Source organism: Collinsella sp. AF15-51 (genome assembly GCF_003462845.1).
GTDB lineage: Bacteria > Actinomycetota > Coriobacteriia > Coriobacteriales > Coriobacteriaceae > Collinsella.
Genome location: NZ_QRYG01000001.1, coordinates 113,064 through 135,235, shown reverse-complemented (window position 1 = coordinate 135,235; position 22,172 = coordinate 113,064). Strand labels below are relative to the sequence as shown.

The window sequence follows — 22,172 nt, the reverse complement described above, 5'->3', positions numbered from 1 at the left end:
GGCAACTGCACTTCTTAATATGCATAGAACAATCGCCATCTTGCATAAAATAAGGGCTCAGTCCGGGTTTGCCCGTGCCTACCCCCATCTGCGCCGTGCAAAAAATGGAGTTTTCAGCATCGCGGTACTGCCACTACCGTCGCAATTTTGCAACATACGGGCCCCGAAGCTATTTATGCCTGCCGATGCGCTCCCGAAGCTCATGTTTGCGCCCCTGAGACCACGATGCTTGTTCTAAAACGCACTATATATGCGCCTGGAGACGTTGATTAACGCTTTCGATGCGTATACACACAGCTTGGCGTGCTGAATATTCGCAAAAATGCACGCCGCTCCCTATGGGACCCGTCTGCAGCAGGCGCGAAGCGAATCGGAGCCCAGCTGGATGGGGCATGGGACGATGCTAGGCGTGCTCGTGGCCCTGCCGCAGGCCTTTGGTGCTGTGGAAAACGCCCGTGTTCGCGTCTGGCTGTGTGGTAAATGACAGACGGGGTGCCGGACGCGCGGACTTTGTGCGTTCGCGCTCATTAGAAAAAACAGAGCCGCCCGTATCGGGCGGCTCGGCAATCAAAAACCTTGGATTCGGGGCATACGCTACTGGTTTGCTTGCCCCTCGAGCATGCCGTCGAGGGTGCGCCAGGCGAGCTCGGCGCATTTGACGCGGGCGGGCATGTGCGAGATGTCCTGGAGCTGGGCGGCCTCGTCCAGATCTTCCAGGTCCTCCTCGGAGAGCTGTTCGCCGCGGATCATGGCGAGGAAGAGCCCTGCCAAGCGACGCGCTTCCTCGACCGTCTCGCCGGTGATGAGGTCGGCCATGATGTCGGCGCTGGCCTGACTGATGGCGCAGCCGTGGCCGGTAAAGGAGGCCTCCTCGATCACGCCGTTCTCGACACGCAGCTGCAAGGTGAGCTCGTCTCCGCAGCTGGGGTTGATGCCGTCGTGCTCGTGCGTGGGAGCATCCATCTCGTACTTATAGTCGGGGTGCGAGTTGTGCTCCATAAATGTGGTGGAGGTGTACAGATTACCCATTGAATGTGCTCCAAACGTGATGCAGGCCGGCGATGAACTTGTCGATGTCGGCCTTGTCGTTGTAGAAGGCCACGCTGGCGCGGCAGCAGGCAAGGTTCTCGACGCCCAGCCAGGTGAGCAGCGGCTGCGCGCAGTGGTGACCGGCGCGGATGCAGACGCCGTCCATGTCCATGATGCTCGCGACATCGTGCGGGTGGATGCCCTTGACATTAAAGCTCACGACACCGTGGTGGTTATCCCAATAGATTGAGCCGATGATCTGGACAAAGTCGAGCTGCATGAGCTCGCCCATCAGGTAGTGGACGAGCTCATGCTCGCGTGCCTGGATGTTTTCGTAGCCCACCGTGTTGACGAGGTAGTCGAGGGCGGCGCCTGTGGCGAAGATGCCGGCGGCGTCCTGCGTGCCGGCCTCGAACTTCTCGGGGACGGGAGCCCAGACGGCGTCCTGCTCAGTAACCGAGTCGATCATCTCACCGCCGGTAAGCATGGGCGGCATGGCGTTGAGCAGGTCCATCTTGCCCCACAGCACGCCGATGCCCATGGGGCCCATGGCCTTGTGCGCACTAAAGGCAAAGAAGTCGGCGCCCAGGTCGGCCACATCGACCGGCATGTGCGGCAGCGACTGCGCGCCGTCGACGACCAGGTAGCCGCCGTACTTGTGCACGAGTTTGCCGAGGTTCTTGACCGGGTTCTCGACGCCCAGCACGTTGGAGACCTGTCCCACGGCTAGGATCTTGGTCTTGGGACCCACCTTGGCAAGAACCTCCTCGGTGGTGAGCTGGCCGGTCTTGGTGGGGTAGAGGTAGACGAGCTTGGCGCCGGTTTCGCGGCAGACCTGCTGCCACGGAATCAGGTTGGAGTGGTGCTCCATAATGGTGATGACGACCTCGTCGCCCGGTTCGAGCACTGTGGGCGCAAAGCTCTTAGCGACCAGGTTGAGCGACTCGCTCGTGTTGCGGGTGAAGACGACCTCGTTGGCCTGTGAGGCGCCGATGAGGTCAGCGATCTGCTGGCGGACCTTCGCGATGGCGTCGGTGGCCTCGACGGACAGCGAGTACAGGCCGCGCAGGGGGTTGGCGTTCATGCGCTGGTAGAAGTCGCGTTCGGCGTCGAGCACACAGGCAGGGCGCTGCGCGGTGGCGGCGCTATCGAGGAAGGCGATCTCGGGGTGCTGCTGGAACAGCGGGAACTGGCCCTTGTAGGGGTTGGTCTCGATGTCCACGGTGGGCCAGCAGCGCGAAGCCTCGTCGCTGGCGTCGAGCTCCATGGGCTCGGGGGCAGTACAGGTATCGCATTTAACGTGCTCGGTGTCGATCATGCGAGCTCCTCTTCAAAGTTGTCGATCAGGTTGTTGCCTAGGCGGACGACGGCGGCGCGGGTGCGCTCGTCGGTGGCGGAAAGCGCGGCGTCCTCCAGCTTGGCGCGGATGAACAGGTCCTCGGCGGCGTTTTGGTCAAGGCCACGGCAGGCGAGGTAGAACAGCTGCTCGTCGCGGACGTGACCGATGGTGGCGCCGTGGTTGCCGGCGACGTCGTCCTCGTCACAGAGAATGACGGGAACGGTCTTGTTGTCGACGCCCTTGTTGGCCAAAAGCACCGTCTCGCGTTCGGTGCCGGTTGCACCCTTGCAGCCGTGCACGAGGTCGATGGTGCCACGGTAGACCTTCTTGGACGTGCCGGTCAGCACGCCGTTGGCGTCGATCTCGCACTCGGTCTTGCGACCGCGGTGGCGCAGCTCGTAGTTAAAGTCGCGCACCTGCTCGCGGGCGCCCAGGTAATCGGTATCGATGGTCACCTTGGCGGTGTCGCCCAGCAGGTCGCCGGCAAGGCCGGTGGCGCTGGCGCCGGCACCCAGGACGGTGTGCTGCACGTTGACGCGCGCGCCCTCGTCCAGGAACAGGCCGGTGTCGTCGAGTGCGATCCAGCTGTCGTCGAGTGTCTGCGTGCAGGTCACGTTGACGGTGGCGTACTCGTGGGCGCACACGCGTAGCACGGAGCCCACGACACCCTCGCCGGTAACAGGAGAGTCTAGGGCAATATGCAGGTCGAGCGTTGCCTGCGGGCGAGCGACGACGTCGATGGCGGCGATGGCCGCGGCGGCATCGACACCGCTCACACGCACGGTAACCGTGGCGTGCTGGTATGCGGGCACATCGATGACGATGCGCTTGGTAGCGTGCTCGGCCAAGTAGGCGTAGGCAGCCTCGCCCATGCCGGTTTCGAAGGCTTCAGCAGGGGAGAGCTCCTCCTCGAGCTTGATGGCGCCGGCCTGGTAGACGGAGGTGGCGGGCACGTCGAGCTCGGTCTCGGGCGTGATGCGGGCGCGGTCGGCGGCATCACCGGGGGCGGAGGAGCGGCGCTCGGGGAAGCGCTCGGCCATGGCGTCCATGGCGGCGTCGAACGCGTCTGTCACGCCAATAAACTGCTCGCCCAAGCCTTCGACCTCAACGGCCTCCGCGGGAGCGGCGGCAAGCTCGTCAGAGAGCTCGAGCTTGGTCTGATTCATCTTCAGCCAGCCCCAAGTGGCAGCCGGCATCGCGTTGACCTGCTCAAGGGTGGTAGCAGCGGTGTTGGTTTCCTGTTTCATTATCCGATCGCTCCTTCCATCTCGAGCTTGATCAGGTTGTTCATCTCGACGGCGTACTCCAGCGGCAGCTCCTTGGAGACCGGGTTGGCAAAGCCGTTGACGATCATGGTGCGGGCCTCTTCCTCCGAGATGCCGCGGCTCATCAGGTAGAACACCTTGTCGTCGCCGATGCGGCCGATGGTGGCCTCGTGGCCGATGTCGACGTTCTTGGCGCGGATGTCCATGGCGGGGATGGTGTCGGAGCGGCTCTGGTCGTCGAGCATGAGCGACTGGCAGCTCACGGTTGCCTTGGAACCCTCGGCCTTGGGCGTGGCCACGATGGAGCTGCGGAAGGTCTGAATGCCGCCGCTCTTGGAGATGCCCTTGGTCTCGACGGTTGCCGAGGTCTCGGGGGCGTTGAGCACGACCTTACAGCCGGTATCGAGGTTCTGCCCGGCGCCGGCAAAGGTGATGCCGGTAAAGCTCGACCGGGCGCGGCGGCCGTTGAGCACACTCATGGGGTAGAGGTAGCCCACGTGGCTGCCGAAGGAGCCACTGATCCACTCTATGTCGCCATCCTCGTCCACGCGCGCACGCTTGGTGTTGAGGTTGTACATGTTTTTGGACCAGTTCTCGATGGTCGAGTAGCGCAGGTGCGCACGCTTGCCCACAAAGAGCTCGACGGCGCCGGCGTGGAGGTTGGCAACGTTGTACTTGGGCGCGGAGCAACCCTCGATGAAGTGCAGGTCGGCGTCGTCCTCGACGATGATGAGCGTGTGCTCAAACTGGCCGGCGCCCTTGGCGTTAAGGCGGAAGTAGCTCTGCAGCGGGAAGTCCAACTTGGTGCCCTTGGGCACGTAGACAAACGAGCCGCCCGACCATACGGCGCCGTGCAGGGCCGCAAACTTGTGGTCGGTGGGCGGGATGAGCGTCATAAACTTCTCGTGGATGAGCGGCTCCCACTGCGGGTCGTGCAGGGCCTCCTCGATGCCGGAATAGACGATACCCATCTTGGACGCGGTGTCCTGCATGTTGTGGTAGACCAGCTCGGAGTCGTACTGCGCGCCGACGCCCGCCAGGTAGCTGCGCTCGGCCTCGGGGATGCCCAGGCGCTCAAAGGTGTTCTTGATGTCGTCGGGCACCGACTCCCAGTCGTGCTTTTGGTCGGTGTTGGGCTTGACGTAGGTGACGATGTTGTCCATGTCCAGGCCCTCGATGGAGGGGCCCCACGTCGGGTCGGGAAAACGATTGAAGATCTCGAGGGACTTTAAGCGCAGATCGAGCATCCACTGTGGCTCGTCCTTCTTGGCGCTGATCTCGCGCACGATGTCGGGCGTGATGCCGGCGTCGAGGCGCTCGAATCCCTCCTCGCCGTAGGTGAAGTCGTAGAGGCTGCGGTCGATGTCCGCGACCTCGGTGCGGTTCTTGGTCATTGCGTCGCCCCTTTACGCCTGCTGCTCGGCAGCGGCGGCCTCGGCCTGGGCGCGCTGCTCGGCGGCCTCGCGCTCGAAGGTCTCAAAGCCGTTCTTGTCGATCCAGGGGATCAGCGAGGCATCGTCCTCGCGCACGATGTGGCCCTTGACCATAACGTGGACGCGGTCGACATCCAGGTGCTCCAGGATGCGCGTGTTGTGCGTGATGATGAGCATGGAGCCGTCGCAGCTCTTGCGGTAGGCGTCCATACCGTGGCTGACGGTGGACAGGGCGTCGACGTCCAGGCCGGAGTCGGTCTCGTCCAAGATGGCGAGCTTGGGCTGCAGCAGCAGAAGCTGGAGCATCTCGACCTTCTTTTTCTCGCCGCCCGAGAAGCCCACGCCCAGCTCACGGTTGAGGTAGGCGGTATCCATGTTAAGCTCGGCCGCGAGCTCCTTGACGCGACGACGGAATTCCTTGCCCTTCATCTCCAGGCCGGGGCGGCCGGCGATACTGGCGCGCAAAAAGCTCGACAGTGGCACGCCGGGGATCTCGACAGGGGCCTGGAAGCTCAGGAACAGGCCGGCGCGCGAGCGCTTGTCGGTGGTGAGCTCGGTGATGTCCTGGCCGTCAAAGACGATGCGGCCGTCGTTGACCGTGTAGACGGGGTCGCCCATGACCAGGTGGCCGAGGGTAGACTTGCCGGCGCCGTTGGGGCCCATCAGCACGTGGGTCTCGCCGGCGGCGACGTTGAGGTTGACATTGTGGAGGATGGTCTTCTCGTCCACGGAGGCGGTGAGACCTTCGATGGAAAGCAGCGGATTTGCGCTCATGCTGTCCCTCTCTGTATATGGTGTACTCATAGGTGTACTAAACCCTAGGAATCTTCTCGGAATAAAGTTACTATGGGTTCGGCGTTAGTCAAGGGAAAACCCGACTAATCCACTCGACTTTTCAAATTCTGGGACAAAATAACCTGTTGTGTTTGTCCCACTTACTTAAGATTTGGGACAAACAAACCTGGTTATGTTGTCCCAGATGCGATGGGAGGGTAGGTATGCTCATTTCTTCTAAGGGCCGCTATGCCCTCCGGTTAATGATCTATATCGCGGCGCTGGGTGACGCCGAGGGCAAGATTGCTTTGCGCGAGGTTGCCGACCGTGAACATATCTCGCAAAAGTATTTGGAGCAGCTGGTTCGTCCGCTCATGAAGGCGGGCCTGCTTAAGAGCGTGCGCGGCAAAGGCGGTGGCTACATGATGGCCAAGGACCCCGCCGAGGTGCGTGCTGGCGACATCCTGCGCGCTGTCGAGGGCAGCACGGCGCCCGTGGCGTGCGACGGCATCGACAACAGCTGCACCCGCAGCGATTTGTGCTCAACCGTCAAGTTCTGGCGCGGCCTGGACGACGTGATCGAAAAGTACGTCGACGGCGTGACGTTGGCCGACCTGGCCGCCGTCCCCGAAGTCAACTTCAACATCAAGCTGTAGGTTGAGCGCAATTCCTTAAGATTTCGCGGAGGGTTGTTGCCGTTTACCGAGGGGTTGTTGTGCAACAACGGGTGAGCTGCAATACTTAATTCTATCTTTGCAAACTGCACTTTAACTACACCAATGCAGGGAGGATCTTATGCAGCGCAAGCATTCTGCTATTGTCGCGGGCCTGACGCTGGCGCTTTCGTTTGGCGCCGTTTCCGTGCCGGCACCCGCCGCTGCCGAGGAGCCCACGCCGGGCGTTGCCTCGGATGCGACCGATATCGATAAGGGTCTCTATACCCAGCAGTCCTTCTCGGGCGTGCTGAGGTCGGTCCAGGGCGTTTCGTTTGTTAACGTGACCCCCGAGATGAAGTACTTTACCAAGTACGAGAGCCATGGCAACTATAACCAGGGCTTTTCGTATGGCGACGGCTATAACGCGCTGGGTTATTACCAGTTCGACCGTCGATGGTCGCTCATTCCGTTTATGAAGCAGGCCTACAACTACAACCCCGAAAAATACAGCATGCTCAAGGATGCGATTGATCGCGGCAGCGAGATTTCCAACACGAGCAATGCCATGTACGAGAACGGCCAGCTCACCGAGTTGGGCCGTATTGCGCAGGAGGCTTTCCAAGGTGCTTATAACACCGACCCTGTTGAGTTCTCGGCTCTGCAGGATGCGTATGCGTACAACTCGTACTATGCGGTGACCGAGGCGTGGCTCAAGAGCGGCCTGGGCATTGATATTTCGGGCCGTGCCGATTGCGTTAAGGGCATGGTGTGGAGCATCACCAACATGTGCGGCACCGGTGGTTGCAGGGACTTCTTCCGTTGGGCAAACCTTTCTAACAGTATGACTGATCGCGAGTTTGTGACGGCGCTTTCCAACAGTGTGGTCAATAACGTGGCGACCAAGTATTCGAGCCAGCCCCAGTATCATGAGGGCTGGAAGAACCGCTACCGCAACGAGCTGAAGGACTGTTTGGTTTATATCGCCGAGGACGAGGCCGCTGCCGCTGCGACGCCCGTGCAGCCCGAACCTACGCCGGCGCCCTCGCCGACGCCTGATTCGAATGACGACTCGAGCGACGATGCCAACGATGACAGGATGGATGCGCCCTCGACCGGTGCTGACGGTGATGGCTCTGCTGATGGCACTACCAACAACGGCTCCACCTCGAACGGCTCCGATTCAAACGGCTCTGCTGCGGGCGATTCGTCTTCAAGCTCTGCCGGCAATACGGACAGCGACGCTTCTGGTTCGACCGGCGCTGGCACCTCTAACCCATCCACCGGCTCGATCGATTCGTCCGTTGGCACCGGCTCTAACAACGGCTCCGGCTCTGACGCAAACCCTGGTTCCGATGCTTCCAAGGATGACTCGAATAAGGCGCCGGACGTTCCCGTTGCTTCGCCGGACAAGAAGCCTTCTTTCTCCGAGCAGCTTGGTTCTACGCTGGGCTCTTCGCTGATGGCTGGCGTCAATAACGGCTCGACCCAGAACAAGGGCAACTCTGATCAGGTTTCCACGGAAAAGATCGAAGCCGCAAAGGGCGACTCCAAGGACAAGGCTTCCGAGAAGACCGAATCCGATAAGGGTTCTAGCTCTGAGGAGAAGAGCGACAAGTCCGAACAGAAGAAGGACGAGGATAAGAAGTCTGAATCTGAGGAGAAGGACAAGAGCAAGGCCGAGGGCGAAAAGAAACAGTCCGAAGACGACGACAAGAGCGGTGCTGACAACCAGGTCCAAGAGCAAAATGACTCCAAAACGGTGACCACCACGACCACGACGACTACAACTACCAAGTCCTCGGGCGGCAACATGCCCAAGACGGGCGATCTGATTGTGATGGCGAGCCTTGCCAGTGCAAGCTTGGCCACACTGGGCGCTACGTCTATCGTAAGTGGTAAGCATAAGCTCGATCAGCAGAAGAAGGCTTCTGGGGAGGACGGCTTGGAGGAGTAATCTTCCAGATCGTTTTCTATAAGAGTTTGGGACGGGGTCCGGTGCGGCGGCATCGGCCCCCCTTTTTTTGTTGTGCAACGATTTGTTATGCCCCCTCGGGGGGCTGTTGCTACCGCTGCCCGAAACGTTTGCATGTCGATATTGTTGCGCTCTACCCGCTCGCTACAATGGGCATCGTGCTGCGTTAGAAGGAGAGTTTACGGTGTCTGAACAGGTGAATTGTGGTTTTACTCATGCGTTTGGTGCACGGTTGCTCAATCATGCGGATAGCGCAGCTCTACCGGTTGATGCACACGACTTTTCCGATGCAATCAATCGGTGTTTACTCGTCGATAAGACTATGTTTATTGCCGATATATTGGACAGTGAAGCACCTGTTGCGCTTTGCTGTCGGCCCAAGGGTTTTGGCAAGAGCATGAATTTATCGATGCTCAAGTGCTATTTGGAACGACCTGATCGCCGGCTGCCGGATCGAAGCCTGTTCGCTGGTACCCAGATTTGGCAGGCGGGCGGCGGTCGCTATCGTGATGAGTACGCGAGTTATCCGGTCATCATGCTCGACTTTACAGCTGCCGCTTCGAGGCATGGCGCTGGTGCTGCGGCAGCAATTCGCGGGGCTGTCGTGCGCGAGTGCGCCCGATTACTGCCGCTGCTTGCCGCGCCTGATCTGTCAAGACGTGAGGTTCGTCTTATCGAGAGGGCGGCGCGTGGGGTGGCCAGCGATAAGGAGATCGATGCGGCGCTTGGCGTGCTTATTAAACTGCTCCAGGCAGCTTTCGATGAGCAGGTTGTTCTTCTGATAGACGACTACGACGCGGTATGTCCAAAGCGTTTGGACGCGAAGGACGACGGTAGCGTGGATTCCCTAGAGTCGCTCAGCCGAATGTTGTTCGACACCATTGCCGATGCCGGCGACTCGTTGCGATTGACGTGTCTGATGTGCGAACGCCCCGGTCATGCCGAGTTTGCGTTGTCCCAACGTGGGGTTTCCTATCGGTCGGCGACAGCGTTGTCGAGTTGGTGTGATCGATGGTTCGGTTTTTCGGACGACGAAGTCCAAGTGCTGTTGGATTGCATCGGTCGCAACGGCTGTCTGGATGACGCGCGTGAGTGGCTCGAGGGCTATCTGCTTGGTGGTTTTTATTGCTCGAGCCCGGAGCGCGTGGTGGACTACGCACATCGCGGTTGCGTCGCGCCCGTTCGGGCAGATCTGTATGGTTACGCCGACCGTCTGAGCGCATGCGTCGGCGACTGGAATCTCATGCGCCTGTCCGCATTGTTCGATTTACTTGAGGCGCATGGGTTTATTGAGGTGCCAGTGCATGTGCATGCCGAGGAGGCCGATGCCGCCAAGCCCGAAGATATCTGGACAGCGCTGTATCTGTCTGGATTTCTTACGACGGACATGACGGGGCATTCGGAAAACGGCGCGTGCCTTCGTTCCCTGCGTCTGCCTAATAACGAAGTGCGTCAGGCGCTCCGTCTTGTAATTCTGGAATGGTTTGAGTGCGCCGTTGAGGACGTTGGAGTTATCGACTCGTTCCATGACGGGCTGTGTCGAGGAGACGAGGACACTGTAAAGCAAGCTTTGAGCTGTGCTATCAGCGATCTGGGCATCGATGTGGGCCAATCAGATATGCCGACAGCCTATCATCTGGCGCTTCAGGGGCTCTGCTTTGGACTGCCCGGCTATTGCAATCCCAGCTCCAAGCGAAGTGGCGTCTCGGATCGCTGGGATATCCAGGTGATTCCCACCGGTCGGGTGTTTGACGTGGCCGACACGCTCGGCATGCTCGATGAGCGACCGCTCATTACGGTCAACATGTTGTACGACCCTGGCGTCGATGCCCTGGGCCTGGAACTGTTGGCGGTTCAGGCGCTGCTCGACATAGAGCGCGACGGCATCGATGATATCCGCGTGCCGCGCCCCGCCGTCGGGCGCATGCGTTGGGGCTTTGGCTTTGACGGTCAGCGTGTGTCCGTGGTGTGTCAACGACTGTAGCGGCGGGCGAAAGCCCTTTACTACTCGGCGTCCTTCAGGGGCGGCATGGGCTTCCAGTTGGGATCCTTAACGATCTTGCGGGCGTCCTTCATGCCGCGGCGCAGCGCCGGAATGCCGGTCTTAAAGCATTTGTCGACTGCTGCCAGACGAATGAACTCCTTGCAGAAGGTCGCGGCATTGCCCAGACGGAACAGCATGGGGTGGTAGTCACCGTAGATCTGCATATAGCGAGCGAGGAAGCCTCGGTTGCGCATGATGTAGTAGCGGTTGGTGTCGCTCGTGGAGTTGAGCTGGCGCTTACCGGCGATGTCCCAGTTAGAGACGGCGCGGGCGCGCTTGAGCACCACGTCGGCGACCACGGCGGCGGGGAAGTGCTGGCTGGCTACGTAACCGTAGCAGGCATCGTCGCCGTAGATAAAGAAGCGCGCATCGGGCAGGCCAATCTTGTCGACCACGCGTCGCGAGAACATGCCGCCCTCAAAGCACAGCTGGTTCATGGAACGGTAGCCCTCGGGACCCAGATCCCACTTGGCGATGGGGTTGGGAATGCCGAGCGAAAGGATGAGCTGGTACTGCCAAAAGAAGGCGCCGCCGTCAAAGTCCAAGCGCGAACCCTGGATAACATCGTAGCGGTCGGTCCACTTGGCCAAGCGCTCGATGCCTTCGGGGATGACGAGCACGTCGTCATCCATCACCCAGAACCACTGGGCGCCTAGGTCGTAGGCGCATTTAGTGCCGGCCGAGAAGCCGCCCGCACCGCCGCCGTTTTCGAGCTGCGGGGCGTAGATGACACGGTCGGTGCCGCCCTGCGCGTCGGGCTGCTCGGTGTCGATGCCCCACAGGTTGGCCAGGCGCTCGTTGAATGCGGTGCACATGGCCTCGGTCTCGCGCGAATTCTCGTTATCGACAATCACGATGCGCCAGGGCGTTGCCGTGAGCTCGGTCATAGATTCGAACAAGTTGGCCAGGAGTTCCTGGCGCTTGTACGTAACGACGACGATGGCGAGCTTATCGATGGGAGCGGGAAGGGTTGAAGGCATGGGGCAATATATCCTTTCACGCGCGGCGCGCATGCGCTGCACGGAAGCTATCGAATACGTCCTTGGGACTGTCCTATTGTAAAGGCTCGGCGCACCTTGGCGGCAAGCTTTGAATAAAACGCAGGAACCTGCCACGGGCCCGCCGCATGACGTGCGGCTACTTTGCCCGCAAGAGGCTCCATAGATTATATAAACGCCCGCTGGCGCGCTGACCCTTTGATACCATGAAACGACAGGTATTTCCTAAGGAGCACATTTGTCTACTAACGCCTCTGGCAGCCCTGTTCTGTCGCTGCTTATTCCCATTTACAATGTTCAGCGCTACCTGCGCGAGTGTCTCGATTCCGCCCTGGCGCAGACGCTCAAGGATATTGAGATCATCTGCATTAACGACGGGTCGACCGACAACTCGCCGGCGATTATCCGCGAGTATATGGAGCGCGATGGGCGCGTCAAGATGATCGACAAGGCCAACAGCGGCTACGGCGACTCGATGAACCACGGTCTGGAGATGGCGCGTGGCAAGTACGTTGGCATCTTGGAGTCCGATGACTTTATGGCGCCCGACGCACTCGAAAAGCTTGTCTCGGCCGCCGATAGCAATAATGCCGACTTTGCGAAGGCGAACTTTGATTTCTACTGGTCTAAGCCCGAGGAGCGCCGTTCGCTGCACGAGATGTTTAAGGCAAGGGATTGTGGCAAACCGGTGCATCCCAGCAATACGACGCAGTTCTTTAAGCAAAAACCGTCGATTTGGTCGGCCGTGTACCGTCGTGATTTTCTTGAGCGCAACGGTATCAAGTTCCTGCCGACTCCGGGGGCATCCTTTCAGGACACGTCATTTGCCTTTAAGGTGATCGCGTGTGCCGAAAAGGCTATTTACCTGCATGATGCCGTGTTGTCGTATCGCCAGGACAACGAGAATTCCTCGGTCAATTCTTCGGCTAAGGTCTTTTGCGTCAATACCGAGTATGCCGAGATTGAGCGTTGGATTCGAGAGGATTATGCCCGCGACCACGCAAGTGATGACGTCGCGCGCATGCTCAAGTTCAATCAGCTCATTAAGTACGATTCGTATATGTGGAACTACGTGCGCCTGGCGCCTAAGTTCTATAAGGAGTTCCTGGTTCAGATGGCTAAGGAATTTCAGGCGGCCTTGGACGCGGGGGAGTTTTCGCTTGACGACCTCAAGCCGTGGAAGCGCGCGAATCTCGCTGCCATCCTCAAAGATCCTGAGGGTTGGGTTGACGAGCATCCGAGTTTTGCGACGGATGGTGCCTTGGGGCGTGCTAAGTATTACGCCTCGGTTGGAGGCCCAGGCGTGGTCGCCGCCTTCCTCATCGAATCGCTAAGGGGGTAGGTCGGCATGGGAGAGGCCTCGTGCCCTAAAGCTACCATTGTCGTCCCCGTTTACAACTCTGCGCGCTCCATTCAGCGATGCCTCGATTCGCTGCTGGCCCAGTCCGAGCGCTCGATTCAGGTTGTGTGTGTCAACGACGGTTCGACTGATGATTCGTTGAACGTGTTGCGTCAGATCGCGCAGGCCGACGATCGCGTACTGGTGATTGACCAGGAAAACGCTGGCGTCTCGTGTGCTCGAAATGCCGGTATCGATGCCGCCGAGGGCGAGACCGTCTTTTTTGTGGATGCCGACGATTACATCGATGCCCAGACGGTCGAGCGCGTGCTGCATGCCATGGAGTCTGCAGATGCCGAGGCCGCCGTTTTTGGCGGCGTCTGTGAACCTGCCGATGCTGCCCCCAAACGCGTCCAGCAACTCATGAGCCCCAAAGCCGGTACCTTCGGCGCCCGTGATCCCCAACTGCTGTTCCATTCGAATGCGCAGCCCTATGCCTGTCGTGCGGCTTTTTCGCGCGAGCTGCTCAATCGCGAAGGCATTCGCTTTGCTCCCGGCTTGGCCTTGGGCGAGGATGTCGTATTTCAATTTGCGGCCTATGCGCTTGCCCGCAAGACCGTTGTCATGCCGGACAAGTTCTACCACTACGTGATGGAGAGCGAATCGGCGACGCACGAGTTCAACAGTGCCGAGGCTCGCGCCAAAAAGCTTGACTCCCACATGAGGATGCTCGAGGAGGTCTTGGAGGACTGGGTGGCCTACGGTCTTTTGGACCTGTGCCCCGGCGAGCTGATCACCTGGTTCTTGGACCTTATCGTGTTTGATTTGGCACGCTTGGACGCTAATGACTACCGCCGTGTAGCCGTTCGCGTCAATATGGATCTCACGACGTTTTTGGGAAGGGAGTGGACGGATATGCCTGCTAAGGGCGCCGTTCGCCGTGTTGCCCACAAGCTCGTTGTGGCGACCTCGGGCGTTTCGATGGCAGACGCCACGCTGTTCTATCTTTCGACTCGCGGTCTCAAAGCCTGCCTGGAGCGCTTTATCTAATTCCAAGCGCTGCCGCCCGCCGCAACTCGGCTGCTAAAATAACCCTGTTACACGCTATTCAACAGGAGGTTCTCTTGCAGAACTCTGATACCCCTAAAGTTTCGCTGCTTGTCCCCATCTGCAATGTCGAACGCTACCTGCGCGAGTGCCTTGATTCCGCCGTGGCGCAGACGCTCAAAGACATCGAGATCATCTGTATCAACGACGGTTCTACCGATAGCTCGCCAGATATCATCCGCGAGTACATGGAGCGCGACCCCCGTGTAAAGATGATCGACAAGGCCAACAGCGGCTACGGCGACTCGATGAACCGCGGCCTGGAGATGGCGCGCGGCGAGTACGTGGGCATCCTTGAGTCCGACGACTTTATGTTTGAGGATTCGCTCCAAAAGTTGGTCGCCAAGGCCGATGCTGAGCATGCCGATGTGGTAAAGGGCGACTTTTACCTGTATTGGTCCACGCCCAGCGAGCGCCGTGAACTGTTTGGGATTATCGACGAGCATATGACGGGCGCCGCGTATCGCCCCGTCGACCGCCCGGGCATCTTCTACCGCAAACCTTCCATTTGGTCGGCTATCTATCGGCGCGAGTTCCTCAACGACAATCAGATTCGGTTCCTTCCCACGCCGGGTGCCTCGTATCAGGACGCAGGCTTTAACTTTAAGGTTTGGGCTTGTGCCGAACGTGCCGCGTTTATTGCGGACCCCATTTTGTGCTATCGTCAGGATAACGAGAAGAGCTCCGTTAATTCGCCCAACAAGGTGTTTTGCGTTTGCGACGAATATGCCGAGATGCAGCGCTTTTTGGAAGAGCGCCCCGAGCTCAAGGCTCAGCTCCAGGGGATTTTAATGCGCATGAAGGTCGATACGTACCGTTGGAATGATGAACGTCTGGTCGATGAACTGCGTGAGCAGTTTTGGAAGAAGGCATCTCCCGAGCTCAAGGCCGATTGGGATGCCGGTCGCTTTGACCTGTCGCTGTTCGATCCGCGTGGCGAGACCGACTTGCGCCTGATGGTCAAGTCTCCCCGCGCCTATATCGATTCGCGCTTTGACTTTAAGAAGCCGGGCAAGATCAATACGTTTAAGCATTATTTTAAGATCGGCGGCCTGCCGCTGGTCTGGCGCGTGCTGACGTATCAGCGCACCCACGGCGACAACCCGCACCCCGATGACGTTCCGGCCGCACAGTAGGAGCGAGTGACTATGGCTACCCCCAAGATTTCCGTTGTCGTTCCCATCTATAACGTGGAGGAGTGCCTGGCCTGGTGCCTGGACTCCCTGCTTGCGCAGGACATGCCCGATTGGGAAGGCGTGCTGGTCAACGATGGCTCGCCGGACGGCTCGCGCGATATTGCGGCTGCGTATTGCGAAAAGGACGCGCGCTTTACGCTGGTCGATAAGCCAAACGGGGGCCTGTCGAGTGCGCGTAATGCCGGCATCGCTGCGTCCACGGCGCCTATCGTCGCGTTTTTGGATTCCGACGACCGGTTTACGCCCGATGCATGCCGTGTAATCGTCGATGCCTTTGAGCGCGAGCGCTGTGATGTTTTGACCTTTGGCGCGAATCCGTATCCGCTGGAGGCGGGGTATCCGTGGCTTAACTATGTACTGAGCCCGCGCGATGTGTCGTTTGAAGGCTATGGCTCCGACCTGCTGTTTAAGGAAGCGTCTCGCCCCTTTGCATGGCGCACCGCTTGCAAGCGTGAGTTTTTGCTGGGCAACGGGATCGTGTTCGACGAAACCGTTAAGTATGGCGAGGACCAGGTCTTCGATTTTGCCGTGTACGGTCGCTCGCGCAAGACCGCGCTTATTTCGAACAAGCTGTATGACTACCGCGTGGCGCGCAAGGGCTCGCTCATGGACACCATGCGCTATGACGACGAGACGCGTCTGCTGGAGCATGTGAAGATTTACTCCGCTGTGCTGGCTGACTGGCAGCGCGACGGTCTCGATGTCCAGTATGCCGATGACCTGGCGTACTTCCTATGCGATCTGGTGCTGTACGATGCGCTCAGGTTGCTGGGTTCGGACTGCGGCAAGGTGTTTGCTGCCGTTGCCACGGCGCTTGCCGGTTCTGCCGTGGGCAGCGATGCTGCGCTCGCACAATGCGCTCCTTCTGTTGCTGCTATGGTGCGTGCGGCGCTTACCAGCAAGGCCCCCAATGCCCGTGCATGTAAAAAGCTCATGTTCGATTACGACGTCTTGAGGTTTGGGCGCCTGGGTGCCTGCAAACGCATGGCAGCGAACGCCCTGGGAAAGCGAGAAGTGTAGATGAGTATCAAGCGTTTGGCGCTTTGCCGCAGTCAGGGCCGTCTGTTTGTGCTGCTTCGTTTTGCCGGTCAGGATGTCACCGCGCTTATTGAGCGGGAGGGTTCTCAAGCGTTTGCCCATGCGACGACGAGCGGCTCTTGTGTGCCGTCGCTGGTACTCCCGGTCGATCATGGCCGTGTGCTGGCGCTTTGCCCTTCCGTTTCCGATTACGAACGCGAGCTCGCCGTCTTGGTACTTCCGTTTTTGGATGGCTCGTCGATGGATGCCGTTTTTGCATTCGGTGGCCAAAGGTTGGGCTCTATTCGCCTCGATAGCCGCGTGGCCAAGCTGGAATCCAAGATTAACTACAAAGCAAAGCCTGCGCTGTGTGCGCTTATCCGCGATGCGCAGCGTGGCGAATGCTGCGGTCGCTACGAGATCGATGCCATTCGCTATTTGCCGGCAGACGCCGGCGCGGTGTGGCGCTATGAGGTTACGTGGGTGGGAGACTCCAAGTGCACCCCTGAGCTCCAGATTTTCGATGCGCATATGAATGCCATCGATGTCACCGTGCATGTGTTTGAATCGCAGATCGATGTGCCGCAGCACAACGGTTGCCGCGTCAATAAAACGTATTTGAGCGTTGAGATGCCCCAGGATATACGTGATTTTGTCGCGATTGCGGCTGATCCCACGGGCCTAATCCAGAGCGGTTTTTGCGCCATGGATGGTCGCCTGTACAACGGCATTGTCGACGACAGCTGGAACCGCATGAAGGACGCGCGTGCAGACGACGCAGCTTATCGACGTTGGTTTGAGCAACATCGCGCAAAGCCGGGCGATTTAGCGTGCCAGCGTGTCGCTTCGGTGGCTTTTGCCTATAGACCACTCGTGAGTATTGTGGTGCCGTGCTACAAGACTGATCGGGAATACCTGCGCGAGCTGCTGGACTCGGTGCTAGTCCAGAGTTATGACAACTGGGAACTGCTCCTTATGGATGCCTCGCCTGAATGGGATGCGGTGGCCGCCCTTGCGGCAGGTGCCAACGACGAGCGCATCCGTCGCATCGAGCTTCCCGGCAACGGCGGCATTGTGGTCAACACCAACGCAGGTATCGAGCAAGCGACGGGCGACTACATCGCGTTCTTGGACCATGACGACATCCTGGAACCGGACGCGTTGTTCCACTATGTTGCCGCGCTGAACAAGGCTGCCGAGGACGAGCGTCCCCAGGTCCTGTTCTGCGACGAGGACATGTTCCAGAAAACGGGGGAGTGGGGCCAGCCGGTCTTTAAGACCAAGCTCAACGTCGACCTGCTCTATAGCCATAACTGCGTGACGCATTTCCTGATGGTGCAGAAGGCGCTTATTGATCGCATTGGCATGTCGCCGGAAGACGTCGCGGGCGCCCAAGATTACGACCTGACGCTCCGCTGCCTTGCGGCGGGCGCGCGGTTTGAACATGTTGCGCACGTACTGTATCACTGGCGCGTGCATCCCGGTTCAACCGCCGACGGTTCTGCCGATAGCAAGCCGTATGCTATTGAAGCTGGGCGCCTTGCGCTTCAGCGCCACTTTAACGCGCTGGGCATTTGCGGAACGGTCGAGGAGGCCGAGACGCCGTTTGTCTATCACATGCGTTATGCGCTGCCGGAGTCTGCGCCGCTGGTGAGCATTGTGATTCCCACTAAGGATCACGTTGAGACGCTCGATGCCTGCGTGATGTCGATCGCTCAGAAGGCAACGTATACCAATTACGAGATCGTCTTGGTGGAGAACAACAGCGAAGCCCCGGAGACGTTTGCGTATTACGAAACCCTGCCAGAGCGCGTGGCTGCAGCATCCGAAGGCAAGGGCATCGCGCGTGTTGTGTGCTGGCCGGGCGAGTTCAATTACTCTCAGATCATCAATTTTGGTGTGAAGCACGCCAAGGGCGACTACCTGCTGCTGCTCAACAACGATACCGAGGTCATAAGCCCGGACTTTATCGAAGAGATGATGGGCTATCTGCAGCGTCCCGATGCGGGCGTGGTGGGCGCCAAACTCTACTTTGCCGATCATCTGGTGCAGCATGCCGGCATTTTGGTTGGCGTGCGTGGGGCACTTGCCCATGCCAACCAGGACTTCTCGGCAAAGCGCGAGGGCTATCTTGCCCGCGCTGTGCGCCCGGGCAACTTTAGCGCCGTAACGGGTGCCTGCCAGATGGTGCGACGCGACGTATTTGAGCGCGTCGGCGGCTACAACGAGGAATTCGCCGTTGGCTTTAACGACGCAGACTTTTGCCTGCGCGTGTGGGAGGCGGGCTACCGCACCATCTTTACGCCCTATGCCGAGCTGTACCACTACGAGTTCACCTCGCGCGGCAGGGAAGAGGCCAACGAGGAAAAGATGTGTCGCTGGAAGCGCGAGCAAGCACTGTTCATGCAATGCTGGCCGGAGTTTTTCTTGACGGGCGATCCGTGGTTGGGGCCGAACCTATCCTCCGAGAGCGAGTATTTCTCGGTCTAAAGCAATGGTTTTTAGGAAGTACTAAACTTTCTTTCGCTATGAGCTTGGAAGAAAGCAACGTTGGACTACCTACTAAGACAAATTACGAAAGCTCGATACTTCCGCGATAAGTTTATACAGGCTTATATAACTCGATATTATCCGATATAAGTAGATATTGCACTTGCCTTTGCCGGCTTACCCGCCGGCGTTATGGATCTTATTAACGGCAAGGCGCTTACGTTCTTGCGGCGCGCCCTCCCCGAAGATCTGGCGCCTATCAACCAGGTGGAGGTGGCGCTTTCTATGGGCGATAGTTTTGTCGCGACTGGTTTGACCATAGAGGACAATCTTCTGTCGAGAGCCGCTAAGGCCACTAAGGGCTATGCCTATCTGGTGCAACTGGTCGGTTATTCCATTTGGCAGCGCGCCAATTTGCATCGTGCCAAAAGTGCCATCGTGAGTGAGCGCGATGTTGCCGAAGGCATTGCGCTGGCAGAAGCTCGTTTTCACGATGTTGTTCACGAGCCCGCGATTTCTGGACTGGGGCATAACGATATCAAATACCTTTTGGCGATGTGCGAGGATAATCAACAGTTTAAATCAGCCGAGATTGCTAAGCGCATGGGTAAAAAGACCAATGAGGTCAGCTCCATTAGGGCAAAATTGCACAAAGAGAGGTTATTCAGGCGCCACAGAGAGGCTACGTGCAGTTTGTCGTGCCGGACCTAGATATCTATCTGCGAGAGAATGTCGAGAAGATTCTCGAACGGTTCTAAATCGGAGAGAGGGCGGCGTCACCATCTTTAAGACTGCTGCCAGCGTCGATTGTCATATCGGGTTTTTCTGGGGCGACAATCCCCGTGATTATAAGATGTGGCACTCCTCATCGTCCGCTAATCGGACTTCGTCTATCTATAGCATTGCGTGTTTTAATTTGCCGCAACAAAGATACCATTCGCAGAGAGTGAGGGCTTTCTTGCCCGTGCTGTGCGCCCGGCAACTTTAGCGCTGTAGCGGGCGCCTGCCAGATGGTCCGCCGCGAAGTGTTTGAACAGGTTGGCGTTCATAACGAGAAATTCGCCGTTGGTTTTAACAACGCGGGCTTTCGTCTACGTGTGTGTGGGCGGGCTGTCGCGCCATCTTCAAGCCCTATGCAGAGCTGTACCACTACGAGTTCGCCTCGCGCGGCAGGGAAGAGGCTAACGAGGAAAAACTGAGCCATTGGAAACGAGAACAGGCACTGTTTATGCAACGCTGGCCGGAGTACTTCCTCAACGGTGATCCGTGGCTCGTACCAAACCTATCCTCCGGAGCGAGTTTTTCTCGCTCTAGAGCGAAGTGATACCAAGGTTCGGCATAGGGTGCTCAAAAGCTGTAAAGGCGTTGGGTTTTGGCTACATTGCTGGTGTTTGATTCGTGGAGACCTTGACTTGCTTTGTGCAAATATACTGACGAGATTTTTCTCGACGAAGCCCTAGACGCCCCTGATGCAAGCGAAACATTGGGGCATTTTGCTGTATTTCGCGGCTGTGTACATGCTTTCGTCGTTCGCCGCGTGTTTAAACGAATTGCGTGTTTCAGTGGATTTTCGTGTCACTGGCGCTTGCGCTGTTTGGGGCGCCGCTAATTGCTTCAAAAACTAGAGCTAACACTGTGTCCATGGAAGGACAAAAAGACAAAAGTTTGCATTTTTATAAGAGCAGGTTTCTATCTGCCTTTATAACAATTCCCGTGCTTCGAATAGCTGGACTTCCGATGCAGAGGAGATTGTAAGATAATCTTCTCTTGGTAACATTATTTGTGACGGGGGATTCGATATGAAAAAGGCATTGCGTGCCTCAACAGCTTTTTCTCTTGCTGGTCTTTTGACCATTTCATCCTTGATAGGTCCTGTGACTGCTGCCTACGCTGTGAGCAACGTCCCGTCTGCGGACGCTGCCGTGGACGCTGCGACTGCAGACGATGATGGCGTGGCCTCGCGTGATGCGGGCTCTCTCGATGCCGGCGCTGCAGATGACTCATCGCCGGCAACGAACGTTGACGACTCGGCTGATGAGGATTTTGGCGTTGATGTATCTGAGAACCATCAGCAGGCTGAACCGGTCGATTCTTCTTTCCAGTATGTATATCTTGCCTACCCGAGCCTTTCCAACGGGACTGATCAGGTCGTTGCCTTTGCTACTCCCGATGACGGCGATAGCCTTGCCTCCGCAACTCTCAACTATGTAAGTGCCAATGGGGTTCAGGGGACTATTGAAGCATCTGCAACGGCTGATAATTCTGCTGCTTTTATTTTGGCTCTGTTAGACCAAATTTGACACGATCGGCTGTTCGTCGAACCGGAAAATAATCGGGCTATCCCCGCCCATCGCGGTCCCCGCCCTCCCCGTCAGCCTTCCCCTCAGATCCCAGCCTGACGTCGAAGGGCAGGCCGCCCTCGCGGATCACCGCCCTGAGGAATATGTTCATGGCGCCCGACATGGAGAGCCCGAGCTCGTCGAGTACGGCCACGGCCTCCCTTTTGACCTCGGGATCGATTCTTATCGTGGTGGCCGGGACGTTCGATGTCATTGCCGCTCCTTCCGCGGTCGCTGCTCCGTGGCCACCATTTTAATTCGCTAGGCCGCCCGCCCGTCCCAGTAGTCCATGAGGGGAGGCTCGAGGCCGAACATGCCGCGGACGCGGGTCGAGCAGGAGCCGCTGGCGAGCTGGCGGGCGACCGTAGACTCCGCCGCGCGCGAACCCGCCGCCATGAAGGTGCGGCACCAGCGGAACCAGTCGAGGTAGGCTCCCAGGTGCTTTGTGGACACTCCCTTGAAGCGGGCCATGAACGAGTCGAGGAGCGAATGGACGGTGTTGATGCGGTTGATGGTGCCCTCCGAGCGGTCCTTGGAATCATAGGACTCATGCGAGGCGACCTTCAGGTCGCGCAGCACGTCGATGTATGCGGTCGCCTTGTCCGTGGCGACGACCGCGCCCGCGCCGATGCGGTCGCGGAGGGCCTCCGCCGCGCGCCTGCGCGAGACAACGCCGCGGCCCGAGACCTCGAAGAAGGTGGCGTCCGTGTCGCTGACGCCCGTCATGACGCAGATCTGCTCGCGGGAGAGGCCGCGCTTGTGGACCTGCTTGCCGCGGTGGCGAGCCTTTCTCGGCAGGGTGAAGGAGCCCCTTGAATGGTTGCCCTTGAAGGACTCGGGGAAGTACGTCTCGTCGAGCTCGCAGGCCTGCCCCCGCCCCACATGGAACGTGGGCGAGTATTCCTTCAGGCACTCGATGAGCCTGTGGCGCATGGTGTAGGCGGTCTTGAGGCAGACACCGCAGCGGCCGGCGCACTCGCGGAGAGGGAGCATGAGGGCGAAGCACTCGGCATAGGCCATCCAGGTCTCGCGGGGCAGCTTGCTCGTGCCGAGGATCCGGTCGGTGGAGCCGGAGAACGTCCTGCCGCAGTCGCGGCAGAGGTAGCGCTGCTCACCGTTCCTGGACTTGCCCTTCTTGACGATAGCGACCGAGCCGCAACGGGGGCAGCGCTCT

Annotated in this window: 18 protein-coding genes; 10 read left to right on the top strand and 8 right to left on the bottom strand. The window is 58.8% G+C overall.

Annotated features, from left to right (window positions below; translation table 11 throughout):
- Positions 1-594: 594 nt before the first annotated feature.
- Genes sufU through sufC form a run of 5 tightly spaced genes read right to left on the bottom strand, consistent with a single transcriptional unit; the run spans position 595 to position 5,840 of the window.
- Entirely contained in the window at positions 595-1,029 is a 435-nt protein-coding gene (gene sufU, locus DWW51_RS00635; protein WP_117758331.1) for a Fe-S cluster assembly sulfur transfer protein SufU, read from the bottom strand.
- The gene (locus DWW51_RS00630; RefSeq protein ID WP_197032111.1) at positions 1,022-2,347 is read right to left on the bottom strand and encodes an aminotransferase class V-fold PLP-dependent enzyme; all 1,326 of its coding nucleotides are present in this window, start codon (positions 2,345-2,347) and stop codon (positions 1,022-1,024) included. Before DWW51_RS00630 ends, sufU begins: the two co-directional genes overlap by 8 nt.
- Complete coding sequence (locus DWW51_RS00625; RefSeq protein ID WP_117758330.1) at positions 2,344-3,615, bottom strand: SufD family Fe-S cluster assembly protein; 1,272 nt, start codon at positions 3,613-3,615, stop codon at positions 2,344-2,346. Before DWW51_RS00625 ends, DWW51_RS00630 begins: the two co-directional genes overlap by 4 nt.
- Positions 3,615-5,027, bottom strand: coding sequence for a Fe-S cluster assembly protein SufB (gene sufB / locus DWW51_RS00620; RefSeq protein WP_022094821.1), 1,413 nt, complete (start codon positions 5,025-5,027; stop codon positions 3,615-3,617). Before sufB ends, DWW51_RS00625 begins: the two co-directional genes overlap by 1 nt.
- 12 nt (positions 5,028-5,039) lie before the next feature.
- Positions 5,040-5,840, bottom strand: a complete 801-nt coding sequence (gene sufC / locus DWW51_RS00615; protein ID WP_006235561.1) for a Fe-S cluster assembly ATPase SufC — start codon at positions 5,838-5,840, stop codon at positions 5,040-5,042.
- A 224-nt stretch (positions 5,841-6,064) separates the two neighbouring features.
- Between sufC and DWW51_RS00610 the strand changes: the two genes are divergently transcribed.
- The 3 genes from DWW51_RS00610 (at position 6,065) to DWW51_RS00600 (ending at position 10,452) form a co-directional block, all read left to right on the top strand.
- A complete protein-coding gene (locus tag DWW51_RS00610) occupies positions 6,065-6,496 on the top strand; it encodes an Rrf2 family transcriptional regulator (RefSeq protein WP_117772965.1) in 432 nt (143 codons plus the stop codon).
- Positions 6,497-6,635: 139 nt separating this feature from the next.
- Positions 6,636-8,450: a hypothetical protein gene (locus DWW51_RS10215; protein WP_156058761.1), complete on the top strand. Its 1,815-nt coding sequence runs from the start codon at positions 6,636-6,638 to the stop codon at positions 8,448-8,450.
- Positions 8,451-8,652: 202 nt separating this feature from the next.
- Complete coding sequence (locus DWW51_RS00600; protein ID WP_117772963.1) at positions 8,653-10,452, top strand: AAA family ATPase; 1,800 nt, start codon at positions 8,653-8,655, stop codon at positions 10,450-10,452.
- A 20-nt stretch (positions 10,453-10,472) separates the two neighbouring features.
- Here the strand turns inward: DWW51_RS00600 and DWW51_RS00595 are convergent, their stop codons facing one another.
- Entirely contained in the window at positions 10,473-11,492 is a 1,020-nt protein-coding gene (locus DWW51_RS00595) for a glycosyltransferase (protein ID WP_117772961.1), read from the bottom strand.
- A gap of 256 nt (positions 11,493-11,748) precedes the next feature.
- Between DWW51_RS00595 and DWW51_RS00590 the strand changes: the two genes are divergently transcribed.
- From DWW51_RS00590 to DWW51_RS00560, 7 genes are all read left to right on the top strand, one after another.
- Positions 11,749-12,852 (top strand): glycosyltransferase, encoded by a 1,104-nt coding sequence (locus DWW51_RS00590; protein ID WP_117772959.1) that lies wholly within the window; start codon positions 11,749-11,751, stop codon positions 12,850-12,852.
- A gap of 6 nt (positions 12,853-12,858) precedes the next feature.
- Positions 12,859-13,899, top strand: a complete 1,041-nt coding sequence (locus DWW51_RS00585) for a glycosyltransferase family 2 protein (RefSeq protein ID WP_117772957.1) — start codon at positions 12,859-12,861, stop codon at positions 13,897-13,899.
- Between the two features lie 74 nt (positions 13,900-13,973).
- A complete protein-coding gene (locus DWW51_RS00580) occupies positions 13,974-15,092 on the top strand; it encodes a glycosyltransferase family 2 protein (protein WP_164473294.1) in 1,119 nt (372 codons plus the stop codon).
- A gap of 12 nt (positions 15,093-15,104) precedes the next feature.
- Positions 15,105-16,172 carry a glycosyltransferase family 2 protein gene (locus tag DWW51_RS00575; RefSeq protein WP_117772953.1) on the top strand — a complete coding sequence of 356 codons (1,068 nt, stop codon included), beginning with the start codon at positions 15,105-15,107 and terminating at the stop codon, positions 16,170-16,172.
- Positions 16,173-18,659, top strand: a complete 2,487-nt coding sequence (locus tag DWW51_RS00570; RefSeq protein WP_117772951.1) for a glycosyltransferase family 2 protein — start codon at positions 16,173-16,175, stop codon at positions 18,657-18,659.
- 192 nt (positions 18,660-18,851) lie between these two features.
- Positions 18,852-19,370 (top strand): hypothetical protein, encoded by a 519-nt coding sequence (locus tag DWW51_RS00565; RefSeq protein WP_147344012.1) that lies wholly within the window; start codon positions 18,852-18,854, stop codon positions 19,368-19,370.
- A 1,088-nt stretch (positions 19,371-20,458) separates the two neighbouring features.
- The gene (locus DWW51_RS00560; RefSeq protein WP_117772947.1) at positions 20,459-20,959 is read left to right on the top strand and encodes a hypothetical protein; all 501 of its coding nucleotides are present in this window, start codon (positions 20,459-20,461) and stop codon (positions 20,957-20,959) included.
- Between the two features lie 37 nt (positions 20,960-20,996).
- Here DWW51_RS00560 and DWW51_RS00555 read toward each other — a convergent pair whose 3' ends face one another.
- Both DWW51_RS00555 and DWW51_RS00550 read right to left on the bottom strand, forming a co-directional pair.
- Positions 20,997-21,212 carry a type II toxin-antitoxin system RelB/DinJ family antitoxin gene (locus DWW51_RS00555; protein ID WP_117772945.1) on the bottom strand — a complete coding sequence of 72 codons (216 nt, stop codon included), beginning with the start codon at positions 21,210-21,212 and terminating at the stop codon, positions 20,997-20,999.
- Between the two features lie 47 nt (positions 21,213-21,259).
- On the bottom strand, positions 21,260-22,172 hold a 913-nt coding region (locus DWW51_RS00550; protein ID WP_197032110.1), incomplete at its 5' end, for an IS1595 family transposase.

Bases quoted from the DNA above. Each gene is read 5' to 3' on its own strand.
- sufU (WP_117758331.1), bottom strand. From the start codon at position 1,029: ATGGGTAATCTGTACACCTCCACCACATTTATGGAGCACAACTCGCAC.
- DWW51_RS00630 (WP_197032111.1), bottom strand. From the start codon at position 2,347: ATGATCGACACCGAGCACGTTAAATGCGATACCTGTACTGCCCCCGAG.
- DWW51_RS00625 (WP_117758330.1), bottom strand. From the start codon at position 3,615: ATGAAACAGGAAACCAACACCGCTGCTACCACCCTTGAGCAGGTCAAC.
- sufB (WP_022094821.1), bottom strand. From the start codon at position 5,027: ATGACCAAGAACCGCACCGAGGTCGCGGACATCGACCGCAGCCTCTAC.
- sufC (WP_006235561.1), bottom strand. From the start codon at position 5,840: ATGAGCGCAAATCCGCTGCTTTCCATCGAAGGTCTCACCGCCTCCGTG.
- DWW51_RS00610 (WP_117772965.1), top strand. From the start codon at position 6,065: ATGCTCATTTCTTCTAAGGGCCGCTATGCCCTCCGGTTAATGATCTAT.
- DWW51_RS10215 (WP_156058761.1), top strand. From the start codon at position 6,636: ATGCAGCGCAAGCATTCTGCTATTGTCGCGGGCCTGACGCTGGCGCTT.
- DWW51_RS00595 (WP_117772961.1), bottom strand. From the start codon at position 11,492: ATGCCTTCAACCCTTCCCGCTCCCATCGATAAGCTCGCCATCGTCGTC.
- DWW51_RS00585 (WP_117772957.1), top strand. From the start codon at position 12,859: ATGGGAGAGGCCTCGTGCCCTAAAGCTACCATTGTCGTCCCCGTTTAC.
- DWW51_RS00575 (WP_117772953.1), top strand. From the start codon at position 15,105: ATGGCTACCCCCAAGATTTCCGTTGTCGTTCCCATCTATAACGTGGAG.
- DWW51_RS00570 (WP_117772951.1), top strand. From the start codon at position 16,173: ATGAGTATCAAGCGTTTGGCGCTTTGCCGCAGTCAGGGCCGTCTGTTT.
- DWW51_RS00565 (WP_147344012.1), top strand. From the start codon at position 18,852: ATGGATCTTATTAACGGCAAGGCGCTTACGTTCTTGCGGCGCGCCCTC.
- DWW51_RS00560 (WP_117772947.1), top strand. From the start codon at position 20,459: ATGAAAAAGGCATTGCGTGCCTCAACAGCTTTTTCTCTTGCTGGTCTT.
- DWW51_RS00555 (WP_117772945.1), bottom strand. From the start codon at position 21,212: ATGACATCGAACGTCCCGGCCACCACGATAAGAATCGATCCCGAGGTC.